This window comes from Kitasatospora sp. NPDC101183 (assembly GCF_044767945.1).
In the GTDB taxonomy this organism is placed as follows: Bacteria; Actinomycetota; Actinomycetes; order Streptomycetales; family Streptomycetaceae; genus Kitasatospora.
In genome coordinates this window covers 1-15,974 of record NZ_JBIWOW010000026.1, presented here as the reverse complement: position 1 = coordinate 15,974, position 15,974 = coordinate 1, and the positions used below count along the sequence as shown (strand labels likewise).

The following is a 15,974-nucleotide window of genomic DNA, read 5'->3' as shown; positions in this document are numbered from 1 at the left end:
GCGCGAGGGTGATGCTTCCACCCTGGCGCGCGCCCAACCCTCGACCCGCGCGGAAAGTCCGGCAAAGAGCGCACAAAGTGCCCGCCCCCGGGGCGGCTGGGCGAGAATGGCGCCCATGACCACCTTCAACGACGGTTCCCCGCTGATCTCCGCGGCCGACGTGGCGCGGGAGCTGGACTCCGCGCGCCCGCCGGTGCTGCTGGACGTGCGCTACCAGCTGGTCGGCGCGGCTCCGGGCGGCCCGACCGCGGCCGAGGAGTACGCCGCGGGGCATCTGCCGGGCGCCCACTTCGTCGATCTGGACCGGGACTTGGCGGCCCCGCCCGGCGCGCCGGGCCGGGGCGGGCGGCACCCGCTGCCCGGCGTGGCGGAGTTCGGCGCGGCGATGCGCCGCTTCGGGGTGAGCGCGGACCGCCCGGTGGTGGTGTACGACGGCGCGGCCTCGATGGCGGCGGCCCGCGCCTGGTGGCTGCTGCGCTGGGCCGGGCACCGGGAGGTGCGGGTGCTGGACGGCGGCTTCGCCGTGTGGCGGGAGGCCGGTCTGCCGGTGACGGCCGAGGTGCCGGAGCCGGGGAAGGGCGACTTCGAGCCCGCCCCGGGGGCGATGCCGACGGTGGACGCGGACGGCGCGGCGGCCTGGGCGCGCGAGGGCCTGCTGCTGGACGCCCGCTCGGGGGAGCGCTACCGGGGCGAGGTCGAGCCGGTGGACCCGAGGGCGGGGCACGTCCCGGGCGCGGTGTCGGCGCCGACCTCGGAGAACGTCGGCCCGGACGGCCGGTTCCGTCCGGCGGCCGAACTGGCCGCGCGTTTCCGGGAGCTGGGCGCGGGGGAGCGCGCGACGGCGGTGTACTGCGGTTCGGGCGTGACGGCCGCGCACCAGGTGCTGGCGCTGGAGCTGGCGGGCGTGGACGCGACGCTGTACCCGGGCTCGTGGAGCGAGTGGTCGAGCGACGCGGCCCGCCCGGTGGCGGTCACGGACCAGCCGGGCTGAGCCCGGAAACGACGGAAGGGGCGGGAGGCCCATGGCCTCCCGCCCCTTCGATGTCTCGCCTACTCCTGCTTCTTGCGCCGGCTGCCGAAGACGATCTCGTCCCAGCTCGGCACGGTGGCCCGGCGCCCGGGCCGGACGCCGTCCGCCTCGGCCTGACGGTCCGTGGTGCCGACCAGCCGCTCCCGGTGCGGGGCGACGGCGCGCGGCATCAGGATGTCGGCGTAGGCCGATCCCGCGCCGACGGCCGGTGCGGCGGCAGCGGCGGCCGCTGCCGGCTCCTCCGCCTCCTCGGCGACCTCGGCCGGCACCGGTTCGACCGGGGCGGGGCCGCCGACGGCGAGGTCTCCGCGGAAGGCGGGGACGACGTCGAGCAGGCTGGTCAGCGAGTCCCGGGCCTCGGCGGTGGCCTCCCGCGACTCGCGGACCTCACGGGCCGACATGATGCGGTCGGCGGAGGGCCGGTCGATCATCGGGCGGGGCGGCCGGTCCTGGGGGAGCCGGGCGATCCGCGGGATGAACGGGAAGACCGACTCCTCCTCGCGCTCGACGTTCTCGCCGATCAGCGCGCGGGCCTCGTCGTCGTTGGGCTGGACGAGCCGCCGGGGCGGGTCGTACGTCCAGGAGGCGCTGCGGCCCTCGCCGTCGGCCCGGTAGGAGAGGATGACCTCCCAGGTGCCGTCGTCGCGCCGCCAGGAGTCCCAGCGCTCGGTGTCCTTCTCGGCGCCGCGCAGTGCGAGCCGCTCGGCGACGGCCTCGCCGAGCTGGGGCCCGGTGGTCTCGCCGTTGCGCCGGATCGCGGTCTTGCGGGCGCGTTCGGCCATGAAGGCGCGCTCGGCGAGGACGGGGCCCTCGAAGCGGCGGACCCGGTCGACGGAGATGCCGGCGGCCTGGGCGACCTCCTCGGCGGAGGCACCGGCTCGTATCCGCGCCTGGATGTCCCGGGGGCGGAGGTGGCTCTCGACCTCGATCTCGATCTGGCCGAGGCGCGGCCGGTCCCCACGGATGGCGGCGCGCAGCCGCTCGTCGATGGGGAGGGTGTACTCCGTGCTGTCGGCAGCCTTGAGCACCAGCCGTGTGCCGTCGTTGCTGACGGCCACAACCCGCAGTTCGGGCACGGTTACCTCCCGGGTGGTGCCTGCCGACGTCACCTGCGTCGCTGCTCCCGTACTGAGTGTGGCCTGCCCGTTGGCGACTGGCCACAACCTTGCTGAGTTCCCCGGCGTGTCGGGCTTACGCCCGCGCGCGCCGCTGTGGCACGGTTGCCTTTTTGCCACGTCATCCGTCGACGTCGCGCCTGGGTGTCCCGGCCGTCCTCGCACACGGAGTGTTCGCGACGATCCGGGACCGGCGTCGCCGTGCGTGCCTGGTCCGTGGCTCTTCGTCAAGCTGCCGGTGAAGGCGCAGTCGACAAGTCGACCCAAGGCTCAGGCCTTACGAACAGTACTCCATTCGTGGCATCCGGAGGGGCGGCTCGCCGCTCAAGTCTCCCGCGATTCACGGGAATCTCAAGAGCGCGCGCCCCCACTGGAAGGCCACCGGCGGATGAACGGTGATCATCTTCACACAATCCGGGCGCGGAGAACCGCATTTTCGTCCCTTGTGTCCTTCTTTGGGCAAGATGGAGAGGCTTGTTCGAAGAACAGTCGTACGGACCGAGGGATGTCGATGCCGGAGCGGAGCCCCGCTGGAGAGGGCCAGAAGAAGGAGCGCAAGCGGATCGACCTGAGTGTGGCTCAGGTCGCGGCGAGCGCGTTGGCCACGGTGGTCGGGGCGCTGCTGGCCTCCGAACTCGGCGTGTACGGCACGATCATGGGCGCGGCGGTGGTCAGTGTCGGGGCGACGACCGGGGGTGCGCTGTTCCAGCACCTCTTCAAGCGCACCGGGGAGCAGTTGCGCGAGGCGGTGGACCGGGGGCCCAACCAGGCGGCCAACGCGCTGCGCCAGGTGCCGGCGGGGGAACCCGTCGAGGAACCCGGGGAGGAGCCCGGCGCCGAGCCGCCCGGCGTGTCCTCGCGGTGGAACGCGCCGCAGGTGGTGCGGGCGCGTCGCCGGTGGACGTGGAAGTCGTACGCGGCGGTGTCGGCCCTGGTGTTCGTGCTGGCGATGGTGCCGATCACGGCGTTCGAACTGGCCACCGGTCAGCCGGTGTCGGCGACGGTGAAGGGCGAGTCCGGCAACGGGACGTCCTTCGGCGGGACGGTGACGCCCAAGGACCGGGCGCCGCAGGACGTGCCGGCGGACCGTCCGGCCCCGGGCGGAGGCGGTCGCGGCTCCGAGCCCACGCCCACCGCCCCGCAGCCCTCGGCGCGGCCGGAGCAGAAGCCGACGGGGACGCCGAGCGCCGACCCGGGCGCGGGGGAGGGCGGCGCCTCGCCCACGGCGGGCCCGAGCGCGACGCCCTCCGCCGGGGCCTCCCCCTCGGCCGGCGGCGGCAGGCCGACGGGTGCGGCGACCCCGCAGCCGCCCGTCCCGAGCACGGCGCCCGCCTCGCCCGCGAGCGGGAACTAGGGCCCTAGTCGCCGAGGACGCGGCGCAGGTAGTCGTTGCCGAAGACGCGCCCCGGGTCGACCTCGTCGCGCAGGGCGGTGAAGTCGGCGAAGTGCGGGTAGACCCCGGCGAGGTACTCGGCGTCGCGGGTGTGGAGCTTGCCCCAGTGCGGGCGCCCCTGGTGGGCGGCCATCAGCTGTTCGACGCCGGTGAAGTAGCCCTGGTCGGCGGTGCCCTTGTAGAGGTGGACGGCGATGTAGGCGCTGTCGCGGCCGGAGGCGGTGGAGAGCCACAGGTCGTCGGCGGGGGCGAAGCGGACCTCGACGGGGAAGCTGACCTTCCAGTCGGAGCGCTCGATGAGCGCCCTGAGTTCGCGCAGCACCTCGCCGACGGCGGCGCGCGGGACGGCGTACTCCATCTCCAGGAAGCGCACCTTGCGGGGGCTGGTGAACACCTTGTACGCGGTGTCGGTGAAGCTGCGCTCGGACCAGGCGCGGCTGGCCAGCGAGGCGATGGCGGGGATGGAGCCGGGGAAGCGGCGGCCGACGCGGCAGGCGCCCTCCCAGACGGTGTTGGAGAGGAAGTCGTCCTCCAGCCACTCCTTGAACCGGGGCAGCGGGGCGGCCGGGCCCTGGCTGCGGTTGTTGCGCTTGGTCGAGCACCGGTCGGTGTGGGGGAACCAGTAGAACTCGAAGTGCTCGTTGACGGCGGCGAGGTCGTCGAGCTTCTCCAGGACCTCGTCGAAGGCCATCGGCTGCTCGTGGGCGGTGAGCAGGAAGGCCGGTTCGACGGCGAAGGTGAGCGCGGTGATCACGCCGAGGGCACCGAGGCCGAGCCGGGCGCCCTGGAAGAGCCGGGGGTTCTCGGTGGGGGAGCAGTGCCGGACGCTCCCGTCGGCGAGGACGATCTCCAGGGAGCGGATCTGGGCGGCGAGGGAGCCGGAGTCGCGGCCGGTGCCGTGGGTGCCGGTGCTGGTGGCGCCGGCGACGGTCTGGACCTCGATGTCGCCCATGTTGGTGAGGGAGAGGCCCTCGGCGCCGAGCAGCCGGTTGAGGCGGTGGAGGGGGAGGCCGGACTCGACGGTGACGGTGCCGGCCTCGCGGTCGAGGCCGCGGACGGCGGTGAGCGCGTGGGGGCGCAGCAGCAGGCCGTCGCCGGGGGAGGCGATGGAGGTGAAGGAGTGCCCGGAGCCGGCGGCCTTGACGGTGCGGCCCTGGTCGGCGGCGCGCAGGATCTCCCTGGCGAGCTCCTCGGCGGTGCCGGGGGTGGCCGTCCGGGCGGGCCGGGCGCTCTGGTTCCCGGCCCAGTTGGTCCAGCGGGTGGGGGTCGCGGTACCGACCTGGGGCATGCGCTGCCTCCGAAATCCTGGCGGGGGATGGGGGCGGCGCGACCCGCCCTACCCATGAGTAGGGGCTCACGGGTAGGGCGAGATTAGTCAGATCACCGGTCGGCGTCTACGGGTTGTTCGAGGGCGGTCGCGTTCTCGCCGTCGGCGAGCCCGGCGTGCAGGCGGCCGAGGCCGGAGAGGGCGGCGACCACGCCGAGCAGGCCGGCGCCGAAGGGCACCCAGTAGCCGGCGGCGGAGCCGGAGGCGTCCACGACCCAGCCGCCCGCGGAGGAGCCGACGGCGACGCCGAGGGCGAGGCCGGTGGTCGTCCAGGTCATGCCCTCGGTCAACTGGGAGGCGGGGACGAGCCGTTCGACCAGGGCCATGGCGGAGATCAGGGTGGGGGAGATGGCGATGCCGGCGATCAGGAGGGCGCCGCCGACGGCGGCGAGGCCGCCGACCCCGCTGACGGCGTGGGCGACGAGCACCAGCGGGACCATGCTGACGGCCATGAACACCACGCCGAGGACGAAGCGGCGGGCGAGGGAGCCGGTGAGCTTGAGGCCGCCGTAGACGACCCCGGCCAGGCAGGAGCCGAACGCCCACAGGGCGAGGATCACGCTGGAGATCGCCTTGTGGTGCTGGTCGTCGGCGAAGGCGACGGTGACGACCTCGACGGAGCCGAAGATCGCGCCGGTGGCGACGAAGGTCAGGATCAGCACCTGGAGGCCGCGGTTGAGGATGACCGAGCGGCCCGCGTGCCTGGCGGCGGGGTGGACGGGCGGCTCGGTGGAGCGCTGCCCGGCGAACAGCAGCACGCCGACGGTGAGGAAGACCGCGGCGAGCATCACGCCGGCCTCGGGGAAGACGGAGGTGGCCAGGCCGATGGAGAGGATCGGGCCGACGATGAAGCAGACCTCGTCGACGACGGCCTCGAAGGAGTAGGCGGTGTGCAGCTTGTCGGCGTCGTCGCGGTAGAGGTGGGCCCAGCGGGCGCGGACCATGGCGCCGGTGCTGGGCATGACGCCCATGCCGGCGGCGAAGACGAACAGCGTCCAGTCCGGGGCCTTCAGCCGGGCGCAGAGCAGCAGGCCGACGGCGGCGGTGAGGGTGAGCGCCATGGCGGGGACGATGATCCGGCGCTGCCCGTACCGGTCGACCAGGCGGGAGACCTGGGGGCCGAGGACGGCGGCGGAGACGGCGAGGGTCGCGGAGACCAGGCCGGCGACGCCGTACGAGCCCCGCAGCTGGGAGAGCATCGTGACGATGCCTATGCCGGTCATCGAGATCGGGATGCGGGAGACGAAGCCGGTGGAGGAGAACGCCAGGGTGCCGGGGGCGGCGAAGATGCGGCGGTAAGTGGAGAGCACGGGGGAGCTCCGGACAGGAGGGGTAAGGAACAAGACGGGCAAACACAGCTTACGTACGTTGGCAAACCGTATTCCGGGGGCGCCGGAGCGGCCCCGGCACCGGTGCACGGCCCCTCAGTGGCAGGATCGGTGCCATGTCCGACGCGCGCAAACCCTCACCGTCCGGGGCCGCTCCCTACGACGCCCTGCTGCTGCTCTCCTTCGGCGGGCCCGAGGCCCCCGAGGACGTCGTCCCGTTCCTGGAGAACGTCACCCGGGGCCGGGGCATCCCGAAGGAACGGCTCAAGGAGGTCGGCCGCCACTACTTCCTGTTCGGCGGGGTCAGCCCGATCAACGGGCAGAACCGCGAACTGCTCGCCGCCCTGCGGAAGGACTTCGCCGAGGCCGGCCTGGACCTGCCGGTGTACTGGGGCAACCGCAACTGGGCGCCGTACCTGGTGGACACCCTGCGGGAGATGGCGACGGACGGCCACCGCCGGATCGCCGTCCTCGCCACCAGCGCCTACGCCGGGTACTCGGGCTGCCGCCAGTACCGGGAGAACCTCGCCGACGCGCTGGCCGCGCTCGCCGAGGAGGGCCTGCCGGCGCTCACCGTCGACAAGCTGCGGCACTTCTCCAACCACCCCGGCTTCGTCGAGCCGATGATCGACGCCGCGCTGGCCGCCCTGGAGGAGCTGCCGCCCGAGGTGCGCGACGGCGCCCGGCTGGCCTTCACCACCCACTCCATCCCCACCGCGATGGCCGAGGCCTCCGGCGCCCCGGACGACCCGGCCCGGGGCACGCCCGGCGGCGCGTACGTCGCCCAGCACCTGGACGTGGCCCGGCTGATCGCGGCCGCCGTCGCCGAGCGCACCGGCGTCGCGGACCGGCCGTGGGAGCTGGTCTACCAGAGCCGCAGCGGCGCCCCGCACATCCCGTGGCTGGAGCCCGACATCTGCGACCACCTCCAGGCCCAGCACGAGGACGGCGCGCCGGCCGTGGTGATGCTCCCGATCGGCTTCGTCTCCGACCACATGGAGGTCGTGTACGACCTCGACACCGAGGCCGTCGCCAAGGCCGCCGAACTCGGCCTGCCGGTCTCCCGCGCCGCGACCGTCGGCGCCGACCCCCGCTTCACCGCCGCCGTGCGCGACCTCGTCCTGGAGCGGGCCGCCGCCGAGCGCGGCGAGGCCGTGACCCGCTGCGCCCTGGGCGCGCTCGGCCCCAGCCACGACCTGTGCGCCACCGCCTGCTGCCCCAACCCGCGCGCCCCGCGCCCGGCCGCCGCCGAGGAGAGCCATGTCTGAGCGAGCCCTGCCCGAGGACGCCCTCCTCGACGACCTGCTGGAGGTCGCCCTGGACGCGGCCCGCCGGGCCGGCGCCCTGCTGCGCGACGGCCGCCCCGCCGACCTCGGCGTGGCGGGCACCAAGAGCAGCCCCGTCGACGTGGTCACCGAGATGGACCTCGCCTCCGAGAAGCTCGTCCTGGAGCTGATCACCGACCGCCGCCCCGAGGACGGCTACCTCGGCGAGGAGGGTTCCGAGCGCCACGGCACCAGCGGGGTGCGCTGGGTCGTCGACCCGCTCGACGGAACGGTCAACTACCTGTACGGGCTGCCCTCCTGGGCCGTCAGCGTGGCCGCCGAGCTGGACGGCCGGGCGGTCGTCGGCGTGGTGTACGCCCCGGCACGCGGGGAGCTGTTCCACGCCGTGACCGGCCGTGGCGCCCGGCTGGACGGCCGCCCGGTCTCCGCCCGGCAGGCCCCGCCCTGGGGCCAGGCGCTGATCGGCACCGGCTTCAACTACGTCCAGCCGGTGCGGGTGCGCCAGGCGGAGGTGCTGCTCGCCCTGATGCCCGAGGTGCGGGACGTGCGCAGGGGCGGCGCCGCCGCGGTGGACCTGTGCGACGTCGCCGCCGGGCGGCTGGACGGCTACTACGAGCGCGGGCTCGCCCCCTGGGACCGCGCGGCCGGCTGCCTGATCGCCGCCGAGGCCGGTGCCCTGGTCGGCGGCCGCCCCGGCCACGGCCCGGACGGCCAACTGACCGTCGCGGCCGCCCCGGGCGTCTACGAGCCCCTCCAGGAACGCCTCGCCGCCCTGCGCGCCTGGGAGGACTGAGCCTCCCCGGACATGCGAAGAGCCCTGGCATACGGGGGATGCCAGGGCTTGAGGGTTTCGCAGGTCTCACGGATCTCGCACGGCCCCCGCAGGGCCGCAGGTGCCGGTGATCCGGCAGGGCGGATCAGGCGGCGGTGCGGTGGCGCTCCAGCACGGTGTCGATGCCGTGGTCGGCGGCCAGCCGGCGGAGGTCGTCCAGCTCGGACTGCTCCACCTCGGCGAGGAACTCGTCCCCGGCTTCGATCGCGCGGTGCAGGTCCTGCTCGGCGTTGGCGATGCGCTGCAGGATTCCGGCCTTGAAGGCGTCCATACGGGCCCCCTTACTGTGTCGGACGTGCACGGTCGTACGCTCTCCGCCCCGAGGTGGTCCAGCCGGTGAAAACGCCCGATCCGACGGATGATGGCTCTCCGGTCGGGCGCGGAGACGGCCGCTCGGCCGCTCCCGGTGACGTCCCAGCCCCAGGGCCGGCGCGGATGAACGCACGGCGGGTGGGTGCGATCGGCTGACGAGCCAGATCGCGGGGTGTGCAGCTGTCCTCCCCGCCCCGGGGGCGGGGAAACCTCCCGGCGGAAGAAAGTTGCCCGTGTCACAGTCCAATCGGAGCGGTGCCGGTACGAACGGTGACCGTCCCGGGCCCGCGGGCCCTGCCCGGGAGGCAGCTTATCGCTGCTTTACCGCAGGACCAGGCAGGATGGAGGCACCGTCGGAGCCGTGCGTCCGCTTCCGGGGCCGGCCTGGAGAAGGGACAACGACCGTGCGGGTTCTCGTCGTCGAGGACGAGCAGCTGCTCGCCGAGGCCGTCGCCACCGGCCTGCGCCGCGAGGCGATGGCCGTCGACGTGGTGTACGACGGGGAGGCCGCGCTCCAGCGCATCGCGGTCAACGACTACGACGTGGTCGTCCTCGACCGCGACCTCCCCCTGGTCCACGGCGACGACGTGTGCCGCAAGGTGGTCGAGCAGGGCCTCGCCACCCGGGTCATCATGCTGACCGCCTCCGGCGACATCAGCGACCGCGTCGAGGGCCTGGAGATCGGCGCGGACGACTACCTTCCGAAGCCGTTCGCCTTCAGCGAACTCGTCGCCCGCGTCCGGGCGTTGGGCCGCCGGGCGACCATCCCGCTGCCGCCCGTCCTGGAGCGCGCCGGCATCTCGCTCGACCCCGGCCGCCGCGAGGTGATCCGCGAGGGACGCACCGTCCAGCTCGCCCCCAAGGAGTTCGCCGTCCTGGAGGTGCTGATGCGGGCCGGCGGTGCCGTCGTCTCCGCCGAGCAGCTCCTGGAGAAGGCCTGGGACGAGCACACCGACCCCTTCACCAACGTCGTGCGCGTCACCGTGATGACGCTGCGCCGCAAGCTCGGCGACCCGCCGGTGATCGTCACCGTGCCGGGCTCCGGCTACCGCATCTGACCCGGCCGGAATCCGCCCCCGAACCGGGATTCCCCGCCGCGACCCCGCGCCCGCCCCCGGCGGACGCCCCGAGAGGACCGTCATGACCACCCCGCCCCCGGTCGGCGGGCCCTCCGGCGCGCCCGCCGGAGGCCCGCGCGCCGTCGTCCCGCCCCGGCCCGCGCACCCCCCGCGCCCGCCCCGGCTGGGCCAGCCCGAGACGTACGTCCCGGGCGACGGCCTGCTGGCCTGGCTCCCCTTCCGCCCCACCATCCGGATGCGCCTGACCCTGCTCTACGGCGGGATGTTCCTGATGGCCGGCGTCGTCCTGCTGCTGGTCATGTACTTCTTCGTCCAGCAGGCGCTCCAGGAGGTCGGCCAGCCGCACCTGGTGCTCAGCGGGCCGAGCATCATCTCCGTCCGGACCCCGGACGGCCAGACCATCACCAACCAGGCCGAGCTCGATCAGTGGCTCAACGCCTACAAGTCCGTCCAGGCCGACCAGGCCCTCAACACCCTGCTGCGCAAGCTGCTGACCGTCCTCGTCTGCCTCGCCGTGATCGCCTTCGCGGCCGGCTACGCGATGGCCGGCCGGGTGCTGCGCCCCCTCGGCCGGATCACCCGCACCGCCCGCGACGTCGCCTCCTCCGACCTGCACCGGCGCATCGAGCTGGACGGCCCCGACGACGAGCTCAAGGAGCTCGCCGACACCTTCGACGAGATGCTCGACCGGCTGGACCGCTCCTTCGACTCCCAGCGCCGCTTCGTCGCCAACGCCTCGCACGAGCTGCGCACCCCGCTGGCGATCAACCGGACCCTGCTGGAGGTCCAGCTCTCCGACCCGGCCGCCTCGCCCGACCTCCAGCAGCTCGGCAGGACGCTGCTGGCCACCAACGAGCGCAGCGAGCAGCTCGTGGAGGGCCTGCTGCTGCTCGCCCGCAGCGAGAACGAGCTGACCGACCGGCGCCCGGTGGAGATGTCCGAGGTGGCCACCCGGGCGCTCGAGCAGACCCGCTCCGAGGCCGACAAGCGCGAGGTGGAGCTGCGCTCCAAGCTCTCCCCGGCCGTGGTCGCCGGCAACGGCGTGCTGCTGGAGCGGCTCGCGCTCAACCTGCTGCAGAACGCCGTCCGGTACAACACCCCCGGCGGCTGGGTGGAGCTGGCCACCGCCGAGGTGCCGGGCGGCGGGGAGCTGGTGGTCTCCAACACCGGCCCGGTGGTGCCCGGGTACGAGCTGGAGCACATCTTCGAGCCCTTCCGCCGGGTCAAGGGCGCCGACCGCACCCGCAGCGACAAGGGCGTGGGCCTCGGCCTGTCCATCGTCCGCTCGGTGGTGCGCGCGCACGGCGGCACGATCGAGGCCACCCCCCGCGCCGGGGGAGGCCTCACGATGCGGGTGCGCATCCCGAAGCCGTAGAAGCACCCCGGCCGTAGAAGCACCCCGAAGGGCCGGAGAAGCCCCCGGAACCGCAAAAGCCGCAGCCCCGCGCGCTGCTCCGCGCGCGACCGTTCCCAGCCGCCCCCGCAAGGCCCGTCAAGACGACATAAGGCCAGGCGGGGGCGGCTTGTCTTTTCCTGCCCGGGCAACTTACGGTGTCGTAACCTACGCAACCGTAAGTGCGGTCGCCGGTTTCGACGCCGGCCCGTACGACGAGTGCCCGCCGAACGCGCCCGTCCCGCGCGTGTCCGTCCCCAGGAGCAAGACCGTGACCATCGCCCCTGTGCAGAGCAGCCCCTCGCTCGGATCGAGCGGCTGGACCGACGCGCGGCTGATCCTGGCCCTCGAAGAGGTCGTGGAGAAGGAGCTCAACCGCCACCTGGCCATCGCCAAGGAGTGGATGCCGCACGAGTACGTGCCGTGGGGGCAGGGGCGCGACTTCGACGGCGTGCTGGGCGGCGAGGCGTGGTCGCTGGAGCAGTCCAAGGTGACCCCGCTGGGGCGGGTCTCGCTGGTCGTCAACCTGCTGACCGAGGACAACCTGCCGAGCTACCACCACGAGATCGCCACGATGTTCGGCCGCGAGGGCGCGTGGGGCACCTGGGTGCACCGCTGGACGGCCGAGGAGGGCCGGCACGGGATAGCGATCCGCGACTACCTGCTCGCCACCCGGGCCGTCGACCCGGTGGAGCTCGAGCGGGCCCGGATGAGCCACATGTCCGAGGGCTTCGAGTCCGACAACGCGCACAGCATGCTGCACTCCGTGGCGTACGTGGCCTTCCAGGAGCTCGCCACCCGCATCTCGCACCGCAACACCGGCAAGTACGCCGGGGACCCGCTGGCCGACCAGCTGCTGGCGAAGATCGCCAACGACGAGAACCTGCACATGGTCTTCTACCGGAACCTGCTCAAGGCCGCCCTGGAGATCGCCCCGGACCAGGCCATGGGTGCCATCGCGGACGTCGTCACGGACTTCCGGATGCCCGGGCACGGCATCCCCGGCTTCGAGCGCGCCGCCGCGCAGATCGCCATCGGCGGGGTGTACAACCTGCGCATCCACCACGACGACGTGCTGCAGCCCGTGCTGCGCCACCTGCGGGTCATGGAGGTCACCGGGCTCGGCCCCGAGGGCCTGCTGGCCCAGGACCGGCTGGGGGCCTTCCTGGACGGCCTGGACGCCCAGGCGACCAAGTTCGAGGAGCGCCAGGCGGCTCTGCTGGCCCGCCGGGAGGCGCGCCGCAACGCCGGCTGAGGGGCCCGCCGGGACTGTCGGACTGGGTGGATTTTCCACGGTTTGCCCGGGAAGATTCTGAACGTGACCAAGCTCACACCGTGTCGCTCCGCGGTTGCGGGCGACCTCGGAGCGTGATCATGCCCCCTGGGGTGCCGATCGCCGTCCGTGACCGGAATCGATCACTCCGCCGGTCCACAGGATTGCCCGGCACCCCAGGTGGGCATGGGAATCAGCAGATGTCCGGACGGTCGACGACTACTGTGCGTGGTCGGAGAACCGGCCCGGAAGCGCACCGGCGATGGCCCAGCGTGAGGCCCGTCGAGCCTCGATGGATCACCCCAACGGACCCCCGGCTGAGTGTCGATTGAGTAACGGGGCTTGAAGTAAGGCAAAATCTCGCCCTCGGGTCGGGCACAAGACCGACCCCCCATGCGTTACGTGCGCTGGAGATACCGCACACCGCACAACCCGGAGGGGGAGAGCGAACTATGGCAACGGACTACGACACCCCACGCAAGACCGACGACGAGCTCAACGAGGACAGCATCGAGGAGCTCAAGGCACGTCGTAACGACAAGGGCGGCGGATCGGTCGACGTCGACGAGTTCGACGCCGCCGAGGGCATGGAGCTGCCCGGCGCCGATCTGTCCAACGAGGAACTCGCCGTACGGGTGCTGCCGAAGCAGGCCGACGAGTTCACCTGCATGAGCTGCTTCCTGGTGCACCACCGCAGCCAGCTCTACAGCGAGAAGAACGGCAACCCGATCTGCCGGGACTGCGGCGCCTGAGCACCGCGGTCGTCAGGGCCCGGTGGCCGCGGGTTCCCGCGGCGCCGGCACAGCGCCCCTTCCGGCCCCGGGCAGCGGGGCCGGACGGCAGGACCGGAGGCCGCCCTCGGGCGGCACCGGTGGGACGGAGTTCGGGCGGCGACGCGCCGACCGGCACAAAGTCATGGGGACGGTCCCGCAGCAGCGGAACCGTCCCTCTCCGTTTTCCCCGGCGTCCCCGGGGCCCTCTCCGCGGCGCCTCAGGCGCGGGCGCCCCGGCGTGCCTCGTCCAGCGCCTGCGCCAGCTTCATCGGCGAGCGGGTCGACAGGTAGAGGTAGGGCGTCGGGTCGGCCGGGTCGGTCACCTCGACCCGCAGCGCGGTCGGCACGTAGCTGCGCAGCAGCATGAAGGCGCGGGGATCGGCCTTGGGCCCGCGCCAGGCCGCGGCCTCGGACGGGCTCAGCGCCTGCGCCGCGCCCAGGGCGTCCACCGGGATGCGGGCCTGGCCGGCGACCAGGGAGCCCTGCACCACCCGGATCCGGGCAGAGCCGTAACTGCTGATCGCGACCGCGCCGGCGGCGACGCCGACCACCAGTCCGATCAGCGCCGCCGGGCCGCTGACCCGGATCAGGATCAGCGCCAGCGTGAGACCGACTGCGACCGGGAGCAGCCACCAGGAGCGGGGCACCGTGAGGCGTTCGTCGTACATGCCTCCATTGTGGGCGCCCTCACGCCCCGGGTCGGACGCCACCCCTGCCCGAGCGACCGTCGGACCGTCTGTCGGACCGCCTGTGGGACGGGCCCCCGGGGGCTTGCTACCCCTGGGTAGGGTGGGCTCCCGTGACCCCCACCACCTCCTTCCCCGCGACGCCGACCACCCCGCCGCCGGACGCCGTCCTGCCGCAGCGCCACCCCGAGGCGCCCGCCCCCGGCACGCACCTCGGTTCGCACTACGAGCACTGCTTCGGCTGCGGCCCGCAGCACCCCGGCGGCCTGCGGATCGACGCCGTCGCCGGTGAAGGCCTCGACGTCACCGCCGAGTTCACCGTCCGGGACGTTCACCAGGGCGGCCCCGGCCTCGCCCACGGCGGCGTGCTCACCACGGCGATGGACGAGACCCTCGGCACGCTCAACTGGCTGCTGCACGCCCCCGCCGTGACCGGCCGCCTGGAGACGGACTTCCTCAGCCCGGTGCCCGTCGACTCGGTGCTGCACCTGCGCGCCTGGGTCACCGGCGTGCACGGCCGCAAGATCTACAGCGCCGCCGAGGCGCGGATCGGCGGCCCCGACGGACCGGTCGCGGTGCGGGCGGCGGCGCTCTTCATCCAGGTGAAGCTGGAACACTTCACCTCGCACGGTCGTCCCGAGGACATCGAGAAGGTCCTCGACGACCCGGATCTGATGAAGCGCGCACGAGCCTTTGAGGTGAACCCGTGAGTACCAGCCCCCGAGAGCCCCTGGACGTCCTGATCAGGCGCCTCGACCCCGAGCTGCCGCTGCCCGCGTACGCGCAGCCCGGCGACGCGGGTGCCGACCTGCGCACCACCGTCGACGCCGAGCTGGCCCCCGGCGAGCGGGCCGTGCTGCCCACCGGTGTCGCGATCGCCCTCCCCGACGGCTACGCGGCCTTCGTGCACCCCCGTTCCGGGCTGGCAGCTCGTTGCGGAGTTGCCCTCGTGAACGCCCCGGGGACGGTCGATGCCGGGTACCGTGGAGAGATCAAGGTGATCGTCGTCAATCTGGACCCGCGCGAGGGGGTCAGCTTCCGCCGAGGGGACCGGATCGCCCAGCTGGTCATCCAGCAGGTCGAGAAGGCCCGCTTCCACGAGGTGCAGGAGCTGCCTGGGTCGGCACGTGCCGAGGGCGGGTTCGGGTCGACCGGCGGCCACGCCGCGGTCTAGCATTCCCGCGGCCTCGCAGGAAGCCGAGCAGGTATTCGCATCGGTCTTGGACCGGGAAGGACAGTGACCGTGTTCCGTCGCCAGAAGAGCGAGGACGCTGTCGAGCAGCTCGCCGACGACGCCATCAGCGCCGACGAGACGGCCGATGACGTCGAAGGTTCCGCCGAGAGCGAGAACGAAACCGAGCTGGACCCGGCCGACAAGGTCGGCCTGCCGCCGGCCCCGCGGCCGGACGGTCCCTGGGACCACTCCGAGCTGGAGAACCCCGAGGAGGGGCGGGTCGACCTCGGGGGTCTGCTGGTCCCCGGCGTCGAGGGCATGGAGCTGCGGGTCGAGGTCGCCGGTGACGCGATCGTCGCCGCCACGCTCGTGCTGGGCAACAGCGCCATCCAGCTCCAGGCCTTCGCCGCCCCGAAGTCCGAGGGCATCTGGGGCGAGGTCCGCGAGGAGATCGCCACCGGCATCACCTCGCAGGGCGGCATCATCGAGGAGGAGGAGGGCGAGCTCGGCTGGCACCTCCGTGCCCAGGTTCCGGTGCAGCTGCCGGACGGCACCCAGGGTGTGCAGCTGGTGCGCTTCGTCGGCTGCGACGGGCCGCGCTGGTTCCTGCGCGGCGTGATCTCGGGCCAGGCCGCCGTGCAGCCCGAGATGGCCGGCATCCTGGAGCAGGTCTTCCGTCAGACCGTCGTCGTCCGCGGTGAGAGCCCGATGGCTCCGCGCGACCCGATCGTGCTGAAGCTCCCCGAGGACGCGCAGATGGTCGCGGACGGTGGCGGGGCGGCCGCCGCCTCCGGCGAGAACCGCTACGGCTCCCTCGACCCGTTCGCGCGCGGCCCGGAGATCACCGAGGTCCACTGACCGTCCACCGGTCGTTCGCCGATCGCCCCCGTCCGGAAGCCCGGACGGGGGCGATTTGCATGTGGCGGTCCCGTCCCCGTACAGTTCCGGAGTCGCCGCGGGAGACCGGGGCAAC

At 73.4% G+C, this 15,974-nt stretch carries 15 protein-coding genes and 1 pseudogene; 11 read left to right on the top strand and 5 right to left on the bottom strand.

What is annotated here, in order from left to right; translation table 11 throughout:
- The first annotated feature begins 115 nt into the window (after window positions 1-115).
- Entirely contained in the window at window positions 116-991 is an 876-nt protein-coding gene (locus ACIRRS_RS30075) for a sulfurtransferase (protein WP_402977223.1), read from the top strand.
- Window positions 992-1,050: 59 nt separating this feature from the next.
- On the opposite strand, the gene sepH is transcribed toward ACIRRS_RS30075, so the two are convergent.
- Entirely contained in the window at window positions 1,051-2,139 is a 1,089-nt protein-coding gene (gene sepH, locus ACIRRS_RS30070) for a septation protein SepH (protein WP_402977220.1), read from the bottom strand.
- A 517-nt stretch (window positions 2,140-2,656) separates the two neighbouring features.
- On the opposite strand from sepH, the gene ACIRRS_RS30065 reads away from it, so the two are divergent.
- A complete protein-coding gene (locus ACIRRS_RS30065; RefSeq protein WP_402977217.1) occupies window positions 2,657-3,499 on the top strand; it encodes a hypothetical protein in 843 nt (280 codons plus the stop codon).
- Between the two features lie 4 nt (window positions 3,500-3,503).
- Here the strand turns inward: ACIRRS_RS30065 and ACIRRS_RS30060 are convergent, their stop codons facing one another.
- The gene (locus ACIRRS_RS30060; protein ID WP_402977214.1) at window positions 3,504-4,826 is read right to left on the bottom strand and encodes a D-arabinono-1,4-lactone oxidase; all 1,323 of its coding nucleotides are present in this window, start codon (window positions 4,824-4,826) and stop codon (window positions 3,504-3,506) included.
- A gap of 92 nt (window positions 4,827-4,918) precedes the next feature.
- Window positions 4,919-6,175: an MFS transporter gene (locus tag ACIRRS_RS30055; RefSeq protein WP_402977211.1), complete on the bottom strand. Its 1,257-nt coding sequence runs from the start codon at window positions 6,173-6,175 to the stop codon at window positions 4,919-4,921.
- A 134-nt stretch (window positions 6,176-6,309) separates the two neighbouring features.
- Here ACIRRS_RS30055 and ACIRRS_RS30050 point away from each other — a divergent pair, with 134 nt between their 5' ends.
- Window positions 6,310-7,461 (top strand): ferrochelatase, encoded by a 1,152-nt coding sequence (locus ACIRRS_RS30050; RefSeq protein ID WP_402977208.1) that lies wholly within the window; start codon window positions 6,310-6,312, stop codon window positions 7,459-7,461.
- Window positions 7,454-8,272: an inositol monophosphatase family protein gene (locus ACIRRS_RS30045; protein ID WP_402977205.1), complete on the top strand. Its 819-nt coding sequence runs from the start codon at window positions 7,454-7,456 to the stop codon at window positions 8,270-8,272. The genes ACIRRS_RS30050 and ACIRRS_RS30045 overlap by 8 nt, the downstream gene beginning before the upstream one ends.
- A gap of 124 nt (window positions 8,273-8,396) precedes the next feature.
- On the opposite strand, the gene ACIRRS_RS30040 is transcribed toward ACIRRS_RS30045, so the two are convergent.
- Window positions 8,397-8,582 (bottom strand): hypothetical protein, encoded by a 186-nt coding sequence (locus ACIRRS_RS30040; protein ID WP_224282990.1) that lies wholly within the window; start codon window positions 8,580-8,582, stop codon window positions 8,397-8,399.
- 445 nt (window positions 8,583-9,027) lie between these two features.
- Here ACIRRS_RS30040 and ACIRRS_RS30035 point away from each other — a divergent pair, with 445 nt between their 5' ends.
- The 4 genes from ACIRRS_RS30035 (at window position 9,028) to ACIRRS_RS30020 (ending at window position 13,120) form a co-directional block, all read left to right on the top strand.
- Window positions 9,028-9,681, top strand: a complete 654-nt coding sequence (locus ACIRRS_RS30035; RefSeq protein WP_030285473.1) for a response regulator transcription factor — start codon at window positions 9,028-9,030, stop codon at window positions 9,679-9,681.
- 82 nt (window positions 9,682-9,763) lie between these two features.
- Window positions 9,764-11,077, top strand: a complete 1,314-nt coding sequence (locus ACIRRS_RS30030; RefSeq protein WP_402977201.1) for a sensor histidine kinase — start codon at window positions 9,764-9,766, stop codon at window positions 11,075-11,077.
- 289 nt (window positions 11,078-11,366) lie between these two features.
- Complete coding sequence (locus ACIRRS_RS30025; RefSeq protein WP_402977198.1) at window positions 11,367-12,350, top strand: acyl-ACP desaturase; 984 nt, start codon at window positions 11,367-11,369, stop codon at window positions 12,348-12,350.
- 470 nt (window positions 12,351-12,820) lie between these two features.
- A complete protein-coding gene (locus ACIRRS_RS30020; protein ID WP_030057692.1) occupies window positions 12,821-13,120 on the top strand; it encodes a DUF4193 domain-containing protein in 300 nt (99 codons plus the stop codon).
- A 239-nt stretch (window positions 13,121-13,359) separates the two neighbouring features.
- Here the strand turns inward: ACIRRS_RS30020 and ACIRRS_RS30015 are convergent, their stop codons facing one another.
- Window positions 13,360-13,809, bottom strand: a complete 450-nt coding sequence (locus ACIRRS_RS30015) for a DUF3093 domain-containing protein (RefSeq protein ID WP_402977195.1) — start codon at window positions 13,807-13,809, stop codon at window positions 13,360-13,362.
- A 131-nt stretch (window positions 13,810-13,940) separates the two neighbouring features.
- Between ACIRRS_RS30015 and ACIRRS_RS30010 the strand changes: the two genes are divergently transcribed.
- From ACIRRS_RS30010 to ACIRRS_RS30000, 3 genes and pseudogenes are all read left to right on the top strand, one after another.
- Window positions 13,941-14,537, top strand: a complete 597-nt coding sequence (locus tag ACIRRS_RS30010) for a PaaI family thioesterase (protein ID WP_402977192.1) — start codon at window positions 13,941-13,943, stop codon at window positions 14,535-14,537.
- Window positions 14,534-15,068: pseudogene (gene dut, locus ACIRRS_RS30005) on the top strand (dUTP diphosphatase). The gene ACIRRS_RS30010 and the pseudogene dut overlap by 4 nt, the downstream one beginning before the upstream one ends.
- A gap of 2 nt (window positions 15,069-15,070) precedes the next feature.
- Window positions 15,071-15,859 (top strand): DUF3710 domain-containing protein, encoded by a 789-nt coding sequence (locus ACIRRS_RS30000; RefSeq protein WP_402977189.1) that lies wholly within the window; start codon window positions 15,071-15,073, stop codon window positions 15,857-15,859.
- Window positions 15,860-15,974 lie beyond the last annotated feature (115 nt).